Here is a 14,211-nt window from a genome sequence, read left to right on the forward strand (position 1 = left end):
TCACCTCAGCGTTTAGATAAAGGTACGCTGAGGTAAAAATTTAATCAAGTATTAAATGCTGTCGCTGTTCGCCTTTGCTCGCGATTTCTTTGTGATTGTTTTTTACGATTACGGCGGCTAAGCCACAAGTAAAAACCAGTGCCTGCAAGCCATACTGGGCTTAGGCCAATCACGCACCATAAGATTTTACTGAGTAAACCGGCAAAATAACCAAAGTGTAATTTTCTAAAGCTATCAATTACTTGCCAACCAATGCCGACTTCGCGAATATCCCAGTTAGCTATATGTTCACCGGTTTGTTTATCATAAGTAACGGTGTTAGCGTATTCGCTTGCCAGTGGATTGTTGCTATCAACTTCACCAAATAGCGTAATGTTTTCGTCAGGCTCCAGTGGCATAACTAAAAAAGTACCATTAAATGTCGGGATTTGTTTTTTGCTGTCATCTAGAATGGCTTGAAAGTTAATGGTATCGCTATGTAAGTTTTTAGTGAGTATAAAATGCTGTTCTTCTGCGTGTTCGACTACTTCGTGATACCACACAGCCCAATTAAAGTAGCCGCCAGTGATCGCCAAAATTAAAATAATGGGTGAGCCAAGTACCCCTGTCATTTTATGAATATCGCTTAGTACAATTTGCAGCGTCGCCTTGAAGCGTACTGAAAATAAACGTTGCCAAAATTTACGATAAATTATTAAGCCTGTAACGCCGAGGATAAATAGAAAGATTGCAAAAAAGAACCCAAGGACGGTGCCTGTTTGACCTGGTAGAGTTTTTAAATCGTTTAGCAAAAATGTGTAATGCAGTTCTAAAAACCAATCTGTGAAGTAGTGACTGGTGCTAACTGGCTGCGAGAGTATTTCGCCAGAATATTGATTGATATGAAATTTATACCAAGTGTCGGTACCGCGTTCGATTAAATAAACCCGATCAGCAGTATCATCATTAAATATTTCCCAACTACCTACTATATAACTAGGAAATTCATGCTCAGCAACCGCTATTAATTTATCAATGGGTTTGCGTTCTGCGTGACTATCAACGACAAAGTGACTATCTGGCATGAGTAAGCCATCAATTTCACTTTTAAACACTAATACGCTGCCAGTAATACTGATCACAATAAGTGGAACTAAAGCACAAAGCGCAATCCAACTGTGTATTTTAAAAAGTGTTTTTCTCATAAGGCAAAGAGCTATCAAAATTAATTTGTTGCATGATAACAATTATCAATGTTATTTCAATTCTATGCGATGAGATGTTTACTTGTTAACTGCAAAGTGTCAGTCGAAAAACGGAAACTGTAAGGTTAACTTGCCGCATTAGCAATGAGTTTATTTTGTACAAATGGTTGCTTGTTTTTATAGGACCTTTACAATGCCGCGCCTTACATAAAGCATATAAAAACAGTAATTTACACTGATTTATTGTTTTGTTTATAAGTTGCTAACTTATTAATCAACTACTAACGAGCGAGGTCTACTTTGGCGCATTACCTGCCTATTTTATCATCATTTATTTTAGTGTTTAGCTTTTTACCGTTACTCAATAAAATTCGTAAAAATCGCAGTGTATCGGGTTTATCATTACTAATGATGGCCTTTGGTGTTGCCCAAAGTGTCTACTTTATTACATATAACTTGTACTTTGAGCGCTTTTATATGGTGCTGCCTTTTGTGGTGACTGGATGCTTAAGTGGCTTAATTTTGTATTATTTTGCCCGTTATAATGCAAAGACAAGAGAGCGAATTCAATTAACTGCCATGCTAGGCTTTTCGTTCTTACCATTTTTATTGTTGCTTAATCCACAGTTAGAAACTGCACAGGTACTCACATGGCTTACTTTTGTGGGTTTGATCATGAGCTCTGTACGAGTGATGCCGCAAACCTATAAAACGCTGCGCAGTGGTGATATTAGCAACCTAAGTGCACGTTATTTTAGTTTACAGTTTATAGCGGGTGTGTGTGGTTTATTTGCAGAATTAGCGATGGCGGCACCAAGTACTTCGCATGTTTTAACGTTTGTGATGATCTTACTGACTAATGCCGCGCAACTTGGTTGTATTCAATATTATAAAATGCGCCCTGTCGCAGCTTAATATTAGCTAGATAAATTTAATACTCTTTTAGCTCAATTTGTGGCAAGTTATTAGAAACTTAGCCTGATAAATTGAGCAAAAATGCAACTCACAATCCATCAAATAGACGCTTTCACTAACGAGCTGTTTAAAGGTAACTATGCCGCAGTTATTGATTTAGATAATTGGCTTGATAATGAGCTAATGCTAAAAATTGGCGCAGAAAATAACGTCTCCGAAACCGCGTTTACTTGTCGTCAAACTGACGGTAGTTTTGCTATCCGTTGGTTTTCGCCGTTAATGGAAATCGATTTTTGCGGGCATGCTACACTCGCTGCGGCATTTGTGTTGTGCGAACAGCACAATTTATCGCAAGTTCGTTTTCAAGCTGCTGCAGTCGGTGAGTTAGTTATTAATAAAAATAGCGATGGCAGCTTTGCCATGACTTTTCCAAAACAAGCTCCTTTTGTTACAACAGAAATACCCTCTGAGCTATTTTCTGGCTTGTCTATACAACCAGTTAAGGTGTTGAAAAACAAACAAGCTTACTTTGCGATTTATGAAAGTGAGCAGGATATATTAAACCTTAAAACAGATTCAAACTTGCTAAAAACACTAGCTCCACTTGATGTAGTTGCAACCGCACCAAGCGCAAAATACGACTTTATTTCACGTTATTTTTGGCCTGCTAATGGCGGTGATGAAGATTACGTTACCGGCTCAATTCATACCGGTCTCGCGCCTTATTGGGCGCAGCAATTAGTTAAAAAAACCTTAAGTGCTTATCAAGCCTCTAGTCGTGGCGGCCATATGCAATGCGAAGTCAGTGAACATAGTGTTACTCTGACAGGATACGCAGTGCGGTATATGCAAGGCACAATTTATTTGTAAGTTTTTAACAGCTATTTTGCGGTAGTTTAATGGTGATTTGCGCGCCATCTGCTGTGTTAGCTAACTGCAATTGGCCGTTGTGCTTTTGCACAATATCATTACACAAGGCAAGGCCTAAGCCGTTGCCTTGTTTTTTGGTGGTGTATAAAGGTTGCAGGGCATTATCAATATTGGCAAAACCAGGACCGTTATCAGTCAGCTGTAATATTTGCATGTCGCTTTGTGCAAAACAGCGCAATGTTATGCAAGCTTGCTCTGCGCAGGCTTCATAGCTGTTTTTAAATACATTAATTAATAATTGTTCTATCAGTAGTTTATCGGCAAAAAAGGATGGGGAACCTGCGAAGTTAAGTTGAACGCTTTGTTCTTTGGCGTTGAGTATTGCGAGCGCTTTTAAATCAAAGGTTTGCGGTTTTGCGCTCGGTAAACGACTTAACTCTGAATAGGCTTTAATAAAAAGCAGCAGTGACTCACTGCGCGATTTAATCCGTGTTAGCACTTGTCTCGTTTGTATTTCGTCTAATTCATCTGCCGCCATTAGTGTATCTGTCATTGAGGCCATGGGCGTCAGTGAGTTGTTTAATTCATGCGATAAAATACGAATTAGATCAGCTTGTGATTGGCGCTTTGCATCTTGTAACTGATGGCCTATATAGCTGGCGGTAATAAGTGTTTGTTTAGCATCGCTCAGGGCAATGCGTTGTATTTGCCAATCCAGGTTTAATTTTGCATGGCTGCATTGGTTATTATCAAGGCTAAAACCACATTCTGTAAAAGTCATTCCTCGTAGTAATGGCGTTTTCAGCTGAGCATACATTGGGTGGTTAAAAAATATCAGTTGGCTTTGCTCGTTAAATACTGCAATAGGGTGTGGCCAATGCTGAAATAACCCATCAATTAAGTGCTCAGACTGCGGTTGTTGTGTTGTAAATAATGTTTCTATTTGTGCGCCGAGTATTGCCCATGGGGAGCTTGAATCACTGTAGCCTAAGCTAAGGTTACTTTGCCCTTGCTGTTTTGCATCAATATAAGCTTGTAATTGTGCCACGGGTGAAAAATGACTATGGAATAACCGATAGGCGCAAACAATCAATGCATAACTTAAGCAAACCCCTAAAGTGACGGTGAGTAAAATATCTTGGCTTAGTTGATACACTAAAGCAGCAGTAGGAATAAGAATTGCGGCAAATATGGCGCTTAAAATGGCAATCATCTTGGCTTTATGGCTCATTTTAAAATGATTCATCCAAACCCTCTAATTGATATTTTTCCATACGCCGATAAAGCGCATTACGAGAAATACCTAAGCTTTTAGCTGCCGCTGTGATCTGCTGATTATGTTGTTGTAGTACTTCGACTATGCGTTGTTTTTCTAGCTCCTCTAAAGTCAGCGCAGGGATAGATTGACTTTGTGTTGTTTGATAGTCGAGCATGATATGATTTATTTCAATTGCTTCACCGTTACAGATCAGCACCGCACGTTCGATTACATGACTTAATTCTCGAATATTGCCAGGCCAAGGGTGGTTTTTTAGCAACTCGCGAGCACTGGCGGATAATGGCAATATGGGCTTGTTGTACTTAGCCGCAAACTGATTGATAAAATGTTCGCACAGCGCAGAGATATCGTCTTTACGTTCGCGTAGCGCAGGCAGACGAATGACAAAGGTATTTAAGCGATAATATAAATCTTGGCGAAATTGGCCGTTTGTAATTGCGCTGGCTAAGTCTTGATTGGTAGCTGCGATTAGTCGCACGTTTATATTTTCGCTGGCGTTTGCGCCAAGCGGAGTGAACTCACCGGTTTCTAACACCTGTAATAATTTAGGCTGTAAATGAAACGGTAAAGTGCCGATTTCATCCATAAACAAGGTGCCATTTTTAGCACGGCTAAATGCGCCTAAGCGGTCTTGCTTGGCATCGGTAAAAGCCCCTTTATGATGACCGAATAGTTCACTTTCAAATAACGACTCTGCTAATGCCCCCATATTGAGACTTATCAGCGGCGCTTCGCAGCGGCCACTGAGCAGATGAATTCGCTTTGCTAATTGCGATTTCCCGGTACCGTTTTCACCTAAAATTAATAAATTCGCATCGGTCGGCGCCAGTTGCTTGATGAGTGTCTCGAGAGACTGCATCGCGCTGGATTGAGCAATCCAACTAGTGTCCACAGGCTTTGCCGTTACGGACTTAATATGATTAGCAATTTGGCTTAGCAATTTTTCTTTACGCCATGGTTTTTCAATAAAATCTTTTGCGCCATTTTGTAAGCCAGTGACTGCCAGCTCAATGTTAGCCCAAGCGGTCATTAAAATGACGGGAATATTTAATGGGTTAATTTGTGCAAGTAACGCGAGCCCTTCTTTTCCTGAGGTGGTATCACGAGTAAAGTTCATATCCAATAACACCAGTGCAGGCGTTAATCGGCTAAGCAATTGCATGCATTGCACAGGTCCATCAGCTTCAACCACGCGATAACCGGCTTGCTCTAACAGTAATGTGAGTGCAAAGCGGATATCGTCATCGTCATCCACAACCAAAATAGTGGGTTGGTTCATAATGGTCGTATTGGCAGCGTTTGCTGCCAACTCCTTAAATTTATTGCTCTCTAAGCGCACGCATAGGATCAGCATTTATAATACGCCATACTACCAAAACAATGGCAATAAAGACGATAGCAATCAATAAACTAGTAAATATTGTAAGTGCCTGCCAGGAAAATGCCGGCAACAAAGGTATTTGCAATTGCAATAGTAAGTAAATACCACATGCAAGTGTAATCGCAATGACAAGTGCGCTCAGCAGTAAACCATTAAAGCTTTTAATGGTGCGTTTCATCAGATTACTACGACTTGCTCCTGTTGCCATACGGATGGCAAGCTCAAAGCGTTTTAGTTCTGTAAAGCTGATTGCCATACCATTACTGCCCACCGCGGCTAACAATAGCGTTAATACCGATAATGCACTGATAAAGTAAAACTGTACGCGAGCTGGCATTGTTTGCTCATCCCAGCGTTCAGTCAGTGTACGAGCTTTAACTTCGTTGACTTGTGGATGAGCACTTTTAATTGCTTGAATAATGGCTTTCTTATCAAACTCTTGCCCTTCTGGCAGTTGCATCACCAAGTTTATTGTTGAGGTGTTGCTCTTGTCAGTATAAAGCATAGCTGGGTAGCCTTGGTTTTTAGCCATGATAGTATAGGTATCGGCAACCACTCCAATGATACGTCGGCTAGCAATATTTTTTCCTACCACAGATTCAAGCGTACCGTCAGTCGAGATTTGTTTGGCAAAGGTCTCGTTAATAAGTGCTACATCATCTAAATCTTGGTATTGTGCTTGGCTAATATTTTGCCCAGCTAGTAATGTTAAACCAAAGCTATCCACATAATCAGCCGCTATGTTTATATTCATAAAGGTGAACCTTTTTTGGGTTTCATCATCCTGATTCATGCTAATTGTGGTATTAAAATTAAACGGTTCACCTTGGCTTTGTAATATGGTTATATTTGGTTGAATCTTTTGAACAGCCTGACTTAATTGGCGCTTTATATCGAGGGTGCCCAAAAAGCGTTGCTTCGCTTTTTGCTCGCTATCTTGGTCATTATCTAGCGCTACTTTTTGTGCTTCCAACTCGGCATTCGTTAAAAGAGCTTTTTCGTTATTGTGTAGGTTTACCTGAGCAACAAGTGTATTACCAGGGGTGAAACCTAAATCGACATTTAAGCTGTTATAAGCCGCATTTGCTAGCATCGCGGTACCTGTTAATATCACGGCGGCAGAGCTTAATTGTGCAATAAACAGTATGCGACTAAGTATGGTTATTTTCCCTGCATTAATGCCTTTATTGCCGTTATTTAAATTGCTAATCAGCTGCGTTTGATCAAATTGCTGGGTTGATAGAAACGCAAAAAACAAGTTGATAGTTAAAACGGCCACTAGTGCAACCAATATAGTTACGGCGTCAATTTTTACCAGTTCGAGCATCTCTATATTACCGCCACTGATTATGGGTAATATGCGGATCAACCACGCAGCACCTAATAAACCTAACACTGCGGCAAGTAAAAAGGTGCTGAGATTTTCTAAGAAACTCATCACCAGTAGCTTGTTGCGGGTGGCACCCATGCATAGGTGAGTTGCAAATTCTTGTTCACGCTGCTGATAGTGAGCAATAAATAAATTGAGTAGGTTTAGGCTTGCCATTATGAGTAGAATGGTGACAGCGGCGAGTAAAAACCAGATCATAGTTTGTTGCTCAGCCATTAAACTATCTCGATAGAGAACCGCAGTACTTTCTGGATTCATGCTTTCAAACATTTGCTTCATCGGGCCAAGTTGTTCACTTTCTTGTTGGTAATATTGCAGCCAGAAATCTTCGATGTCGCTTGTTGTAATTGCTTGCTGAGTTTTTCTAAACAGAGGTTGCAGGCTGCCATCAATCGTCATTTGTGTTGGCTTTGAAACTTGCTCTGCTAAATTGTAGTAAAGCCATATTTGCTGGGCGTACTTTTCGTCAGTTTCCGATAAAAAAGATGAAAAATCAGTAACAACGCCACGAACTTGCAGTGATTGGCCTTCAAGTTGTAAGGTTTGACCGATTACATTAGCATTATTTTGAAATGCACTGCGCCATAAACTTTGAGAAATCCACACTGCATTTTGGCTATTTTCTTGACTTGGTCGTTCGCCAACTAATAACTCGCCGCCGACTACCGTCATAAAGTTATCACTGGCATCAAAGCGCGATACAGGATAAGCAACCTCATCCACTTTTATAGCACTTTCATCTGCTTGAAAGCCTGCAAATTTGCCATAATGTTTATATTGTTCAGCTAACAGTGCAAGGCGTTTAGTGGTAAATATTGATACTCGCATATCGTCTGAGACAGCCATAGTCCGGTTAATTGTATAGAGACTTTGTTCGTCTTTAATATCGGGTAGCGGTTTAAAAATTAGGTTGCTACTCATTGCGACCACAACCAACACGGCTGCCAGCGTAAAGCTGAGTGTAATTAAAATGGGCAAAGATAGGCGCGGCAAAGTAAATAGCCTCAAAACGCCATGGCGCAGAGCGCGAAGGTAAAAACTCATGCTACCGCTTCCTTATGTTCAACAAGTACTTTGCCGTCAAATAAGCGAATTTGACGCTGCGCCATTTGGCTATACCGTTCGTCATGGGTCACCATGACGACAGTGGCACCTTGTTTGTTCAGCTCTAGCAAGAGTCGCATTACAGCATCGCCATTTTGGCTATCTAGATTACCAGTTGGTTCATCCACAAGTAGTAAGTCGGGGTTGCCAACTAGCGCGCGAGCAATCGCAACGCGCTGTTGCTGTCCGCCAGAGAGTTGGCTTGGTTTATGATGTAAACGGGCGCTCATGTTAACTGCCGCTAGTTGTTGCTCTACGGCGGCCTTAATATCTTTACTTGGCGTACCTCGGTGCTCCAGCGGCAAAGCCACGTTTTCAAATACGGTTAGGCTATCAATCAAGTTAAATGACTGAAATACATAGCCAATATGCTTATTCCTAACACTAGAGCGTTGATCAACATTGAGGCTGTGAGTGTCAATATTCGCCAGTTGATAGTCGCCATCGGTTGGCGTATCCAGCAATCCTAAAATACTCAGTAAGGTTGATTTTCCGCAGCCAGATGAGCCAGATATAGCGATAAACTCGCCTTTGTTTATTGTTAAAGAAACATCCTGTAGCGCATGAGTTTTAACTTGGCCTTTGCTATACACTTTATTGATGTTGTTAATGGTAACGAGTGCTGTCATGGTGTTTTTCCTTAAAGTTTTGCAGTATCTAGCGCCAAGTGGCTGTAAGTATGCCATTGGCTTAAATCATTTGTGATAATTTTTTCACCAGCGTTTGCACCTGCGGTGATGAGTAAATCTTTGCCCGTTAGCTCGCCAAAGGTGATCTCTTGTTGCTGTAATTGCGCTTGATTCGCTGAGTGTTTATAGAGCAGTTGCGCACCGAGAGGTTTTAATCCAGGTTGCTGGCTCACATAGAGGGCATTTTCTTTACGCTCAACAAATACTAAAGCATTGACAGGCTGCGCAGGACGCAGATTGGTCGGTAATGGTTCACTCAGGTGTACTTCGGCAATAATAAAGCCGTTTTCGACTACGGATGTTAGTTGCTTAACTGTGCCTTTTAACATGCCTGATGGATGTTTTAGTTCGACTCGAGCACCAAGTGTTATGCGCTCAGCAATGCGTTGCGGAATATTTAATTTAGCCATTAGTTGGCTTTTTGAGCCCACTCGCGCCATAGCTTGTCCTTGGCTTACTCGCTGACCAAGTTCAATATCTAAGCGCTGTAATGTACCTGCAATCCCTGCGATGATTGTTAATGCCGTCACTTTATTACTGACTAAATCTACTTGTTTTTGTTGCTGTGTTAATAAAATTTGTTGCTGCTGCAGTTCTAACTTGTGCATTTCTTTTTGTTTTTCAAAACGGTAGATTGCAAACTCAAGACGCTTTTTAAGTTGTTGGTATTTCAACGTAGCTCGTTCTAAATCAATTTTGGCGGCGATACCTTGCTCTGATAAGCGCTGATTGACATCAACATCTAATTTAGCGCTTTGTATTTGGCTATCAATATCAGCAAGCTCAGCTTGAAAGGTCAGCTGCTCATTTTGTTTTTGAAATTTAAATGCAGCAAATTCAGAGTGCATACGTTCTAGCTTGGCTTGAGCTTCAAAAAATTGCTGTTCTAGATCTGGGTTGGTGAGTTTGGCAATCACAGTGTCAGCTTCAACATCTGCGCCAGCACGTAGATAAATTTCACTAACTTGACCAACTGCAGGGGCACTAATTAGGCGCTCATAGCGTGATGCATATTGACCATACACCGGCGTCATAATATCAATATCACCTTGTTGGACGGTCACCACATTGAGCGTACTCGCATTTAGCTGCGGCACAGCAGGTTGCACAGCAAAATAGCTGATGCTTGCAAGCAGTATGAGTGCGGCAACAATGAGGGCTATTTTAACTTTGTTTAGTTTTGTGGTTTTCTCAATATTAATATTCATAATCTACAAATCTACGTGGTTGATAGTGTAGTTAATGAAAGTTTGATGCCATAAATAAATACTGTTTATTTTCAGTTGGTTAAGTTTTTATATGGTGATTATAAAGTGATAGCTGTTCGATATCGAACACGCAGGTGTTCGGTTTTAAAAATAAAAAAGGCCACACTTGAAGGTGCGGCCTTATTATTGCGTGGTTAGTTATGCTTCGAGCGCTTTATTGATTAGGCGATCGATATACTTTTTATGTGCTTTTGTCGCTGTATCTGCACCCCATGGCGTGCTGCTGTCTGCAATTTGAGTTAATTGATAAAGCGCTGCAGTTTTTGCTAAGTTATCGTGCTTGCTTGGTTTACCTAGTCCCGCGATAGCAATTAGCTGATTGACATATTCAATTTGCAAGTTATGACTGATTGAATTAGCTGCTTTACTGTCAATAAAAATACTCGCCGTTAAATCGTTCATAAACTGACTTAAGCTATATTCATTACCGTATAGTGCCGTGTCTGAGATGCGTTGCATAACAGCGGGGTGGAGTAATTGGGCTAATACTGATTTTTGCATCCCCAAAATCATTTTATGTGGTTTTGGATCTTCATTTTTGCCGTAATGATTAAAGCCGCGACGTTGTTGTTGCATGTAGTTATATAGAGGCTGCATGCTGGTAAGTACATCTGGGGCAAATACATTTTTCGCTAAAATTTGCATGGCTTGTTGTTGGCGCTCTAGTGGCACAGGGGTAAATGGTGCAACAGCATCATTACCACCCACAACAGCGCGCTCTACGTAGACTCCGCCAATTTGGCGAGAAATTATATTCGCTTGGGTGCGATATTGACCAAATAAGCTGTTTGCTGAGATCAGTAATTGTTGGTGTGACTCACCAGCAACACGCGCTTTATCTTTGAGCTCAGTAAACAGTTTGTTGATTAGCGCCATGCGATCAGCACCATACGCTGCTGGGTTTGATGACATATCGCCAATCATCACGCGAGGATCAATATGCCTACCGGGTGCGCGCATATCATCGGCATCGTTACCAAACGCAAGTTTGTGTTCGATTGAACGGGCTAAAATCTTTTCAAGGCGTTGCTGTTCAGCTGCTTCATCCGCTAATGCTTGGCTGTAACCAAACTCAATTGCCCAATCATCATAAGGACCAGGCTTGGTTTGGAAAATATCACCCTGAGCCATACCAATAGGAGCAATATTAGCAGGGGCATAATCCATCACTGAACCTGTTACGATCCCTTGTGTTTTATTTTTGTCGTGAACGTCTTTTTCATTCCACAAAATGGATGATTTCATATTGTGGTTTAAACCTAGTGTGTGGCCAACTTCATGTAGCACTAGTTGGGTTAAACCTTGACGTAAAATTTCTTTGTCTTCAATGCTTGCACCGGTTGAAAGGCTGTTTGCTAGCATCATATTTTGTTGTATTTCATGTCCTAGCGAGCAGTTTAGTTCACCGGTATTAGCAGCACCATTGCTGTGGCTCATAGTGCCTTGTGTAAATAGCGTATCGTAAATCCAGCGATTTTTCATAAATACAAACTCAAGCATGATGTCTGAGCCTAAAATTTCACCGGTTAATGGGTTTGCTAGGGCTGGACCGTAGCCGCCAAATGGTGGCTTTGGTGATGAAGTCCAACGTAGCACGTTGTAGTTGATGTCGCCTGCGTCCCACTTTGCATCATCCGGCTGGATTTTTACTTCTATAGCATTTTTAAAACCAGCCTTTTCAAATGAGCTATTCCATGCCAGGGTTGCTTTTGCAATGGTGTCGCGCCACTCAATTGGGGTGGTGTTTTCAATCCACCAAGTAATTGGTTTTACAGGTTCGGATAACGCAGCGCTTGGATCTTTCTTTTGTAAGTCCCAACGCTTGATCACATCATTATATGGTGCCCAGTCTGGGGAGGTCATTTGATCAAACTGATTTGTGAAATAACCAATGCGAGCATCGTCAATACGAGATTGGTAATCATTCTTTGGCAGTGCTACGAATGAATGCTGTACCTTTAAGGATACGTTGCGAGGATCACTTACTGCACTTGAGCCGCGTACGCTTGGGTTAGCATTTTCAAATACGTAGTCAACAACAACATCGAGGTTATTAGGGTAAGGGCGCTGTTTGATAATACGTGACTTTTTGTCGCTCAATTTACCAAGATTAAAGCGTTTTTTGGCATTTTTATCATCTGGGTTTGGCCAAGGAGAAACTTTATGTAGTGCTTCACTTAAAAATAGTTTGTTTACATTAAAAGCAATTTTGCCTTGCTCTTGTTTTTCAATCTTAATACTAGCTAGTACCGCTTCACTGATGTTTGCATTAGCAGCTTTTGCAATAGCACTACTTTCATCAAACTGGTAACGAGGTGTTTTACTGATAATGTCTATGCGATCAAAATACTTTCTAAATTCAATAAGCTTTGTTTCACGATAAGCCCCACGGAAGTGACCAGCATCAGTAACGCCATCGACAGTATGGGCAAAGTACACAAATGGGGTATCAAGCTGTGATTCATCAATTACCATTAAGTGATCACCGGTTTTTTCATCTTGATAGAGGCTAAATATCCCCGCAAACTCGGTTTTATCTTTGATCAGCTCGGCAATGGTTTTGTCTTTTTTTTCGTCTTTTTTATCTGCGGCCAAAGCGTGGCCGTTGGTCGCTAAAGCTAAACTTAATGCTAGCGTAATGGTTGTTAACTTCATTTTATACTCTTTATTTTACTTGTTAAAATCTTATTCAGTGTACCCAAACTGACTCGGGAAGAAACAAATCTAGGATGAAATTCCTAAGCTTGTTTTTATCATTTTGATTTATATGGTTTATTTTTTGTATCAAAATATAACAAAAAATATTAAATAATAGATTAACAATGGTTTTTTAAAGCTTTTTAAAGATATCAATTTTTTTGTAACAGTTGCTTACAAATGTCACGTTAATGTTTCATTCAGCTCTGTTATTATGGCTTTAGTAAAATATTAAGGGGACTGATTATGCGAACAACGATATTAAAATGGGGACTTCCTTTTGTCGCGCTTGGCATAGGGATTGTTGGCTTTGTGGGAATTAATGCGATTGCCCAAGAACCAGAAAAAAAAGAAATAGTCGACACTCGGCCGGTTGTAAAAGTTGAGGCTGTGGCTGCCAACGATCACCAAGTAATGATTAACAGTTATGGTGAAGTAAAACCGTTGGAAAACACACAGCTTTCAGCACAAGTGTCAGGTGAAGTTGTTAGTTGGCATCCTAATTTTGTCGCCGGTGGTATTGTTGGACGTGGAGAAGTTCTATTTACTATTGAAAAAGATAATTACGAAGCGGCTGTACTGCAAGCTGAAGCTGAACTAGCTCGTGCGCAGGCGATGTTAATTGAAGAGCAAGCGCAAGCCAAAGTAGCAGAAGACGAAGCTAAGCGATTCCCTAGCAAAGCACGCACCGATTTATTTTTACGTAAGCCACAAGTGCTAAGTGCACAAGCGTCAGTTAAGTCAGCGCAAGCAGGATTAAAACGTGCACAGCGTGATTTAGACAACTGTGAAGTAACCGCTCCATACGATGCATTAGTTATTAATCGTAATGTTGGTGTGGGTCAATTTGTTTCTATGGGCGCACAAGTTGCTGAATTAAATAATATTGAAACCGCTGAAGTCATCATACCTATAGCTGGGTTTGATAGTGTTTTTTTACCTGAGCGCGTCAAAGGCGTCACTGCAACAGTGATTAAAACGGGCTTAAATGGTTTTACTCGCCAAGCGGTAATAGATCGTGATTTAGGTATTGTTGATAATGCTACGCGTATGAGTAGTTTGGTTGTTCGAATTGACGATCCGTATGGTTTAGTGAATAAACAACCAGCGATTAAGTTTGGCACTTATGTACAAGTTAATTTTGCCGGCACCATGCTTAATAATATCTATCGTTTACCGCAAGAACTGGTGAATAACCAAATGGTATGGATAGTTAATGATGAACAGCAACTTGAACCACGTAAAGTGAAAGTGATCCGCGAAGAAGGAGAGTTCTTTTATATTAGTGATGGTTTAGAGGCTGATGATCAATTAGTTGTTACCTTACCGGAGTATCCACAAAAAGGCATGGCAGTAAAAATTGCAGGCCTTCAAGATGCTAAAGAAATAGAGGCACCGAAAAGTGCATCTACTGAACAACTATAAAAGGTAGAT

10 protein-coding genes are annotated in these 14,211 nt (G+C 40.8%); 3 read left to right on the forward strand and 7 right to left on the reverse strand.

Annotated elements, in window-relative coordinates:
• Positions 1 to 44 precede the first annotated feature (44 nt).
• Entirely contained in the window at positions 45 to 1,184 is a 1,140-nt protein-coding gene (locus H5162_RS06755) for a PepSY domain-containing protein (RefSeq protein ID WP_145240219.1), read from the reverse strand.
• A 300-nt stretch (positions 1,185 to 1,484) separates the two neighbouring features.
• On the opposite strand from H5162_RS06755, the gene H5162_RS06760 reads away from it, so the two are divergent.
• Both H5162_RS06760 and H5162_RS06765 read left to right on the forward strand, forming a co-directional pair.
• On the forward strand, positions 1,485 to 2,099 hold the full coding sequence (locus H5162_RS06760; protein ID WP_145240221.1) for a PQ-loop repeat-containing protein: 615 nt from the start codon (positions 1,485 to 1,487) through the stop codon (positions 2,097 to 2,099).
• 81 nt (positions 2,100 to 2,180) lie between these two features.
• Complete coding sequence (locus H5162_RS06765) at positions 2,181 to 2,969, forward strand: PhzF family phenazine biosynthesis protein (RefSeq protein ID WP_182730694.1); 789 nt, start codon at positions 2,181 to 2,183, stop codon at positions 2,967 to 2,969.
• A 4-nt stretch (positions 2,970 to 2,973) separates the two neighbouring features.
• Here H5162_RS06765 and H5162_RS06770 read toward each other — a convergent pair whose 3' ends face one another.
• The 6 genes from H5162_RS06770 to H5162_RS06795 all read right to left on the reverse strand — a co-directional run bounded on the left by H5162_RS06770 (position 2,974) and on the right by H5162_RS06795 (position 12,735).
• A complete protein-coding gene (locus H5162_RS06770; RefSeq protein ID WP_182778024.1) occupies positions 2,974 to 4,215 on the reverse strand; it encodes a PAS domain-containing sensor histidine kinase in 1,242 nt (413 codons plus the stop codon).
• A complete protein-coding gene (locus tag H5162_RS06775; RefSeq protein ID WP_257325203.1) occupies positions 4,202 to 5,602 on the reverse strand; it encodes a sigma-54 dependent transcriptional regulator in 1,401 nt (466 codons plus the stop codon). Before H5162_RS06775 ends, H5162_RS06770 begins: the two co-directional genes overlap by 14 nt.
• Positions 5,568 to 8,063, reverse strand: a complete 2,496-nt coding sequence (locus H5162_RS06780) for an ABC transporter permease (protein WP_182778026.1) — start codon at positions 8,061 to 8,063, stop codon at positions 5,568 to 5,570. Before H5162_RS06780 ends, H5162_RS06775 begins: the two co-directional genes overlap by 35 nt.
• The gene (locus H5162_RS06785) at positions 8,060 to 8,752 is read right to left on the reverse strand and encodes an ABC transporter ATP-binding protein (RefSeq protein WP_145240229.1); all 693 of its coding nucleotides are present in this window, start codon (positions 8,750 to 8,752) and stop codon (positions 8,060 to 8,062) included. Before H5162_RS06785 ends, H5162_RS06780 begins: the two co-directional genes overlap by 4 nt.
• Before the next feature lie 11 nt (positions 8,753 to 8,763).
• Positions 8,764 to 10,020 (reverse strand): efflux RND transporter periplasmic adaptor subunit, encoded by a 1,257-nt coding sequence (locus H5162_RS06790; protein WP_182730697.1) that lies wholly within the window; start codon positions 10,018 to 10,020, stop codon positions 8,764 to 8,766.
• Between the two features lie 198 nt (positions 10,021 to 10,218).
• Positions 10,219 to 12,735 carry a zinc-dependent metalloprotease gene (locus H5162_RS06795; RefSeq protein WP_182760278.1) on the reverse strand — a complete coding sequence of 839 codons (2,517 nt, stop codon included), beginning with the start codon at positions 12,733 to 12,735 and terminating at the stop codon, positions 10,219 to 10,221.
• A gap of 288 nt (positions 12,736 to 13,023) precedes the next feature.
• Between H5162_RS06795 and H5162_RS06800 the strand changes: the two genes are divergently transcribed.
• Positions 13,024 to 14,202: an efflux RND transporter periplasmic adaptor subunit gene (locus tag H5162_RS06800; protein WP_145240236.1), complete on the forward strand. Its 1,179-nt coding sequence runs from the start codon at positions 13,024 to 13,026 to the stop codon at positions 14,200 to 14,202.
• Positions 14,203 to 14,211 lie beyond the last annotated feature (9 nt).

This window comes from Pseudoalteromonas sp. SR41-8 (genome assembly GCF_014163915.1).
GTDB classification, from domain to species: domain Bacteria; phylum Pseudomonadota; class Gammaproteobacteria; order Enterobacterales; family Alteromonadaceae; genus Pseudoalteromonas; species Pseudoalteromonas rhizosphaerae.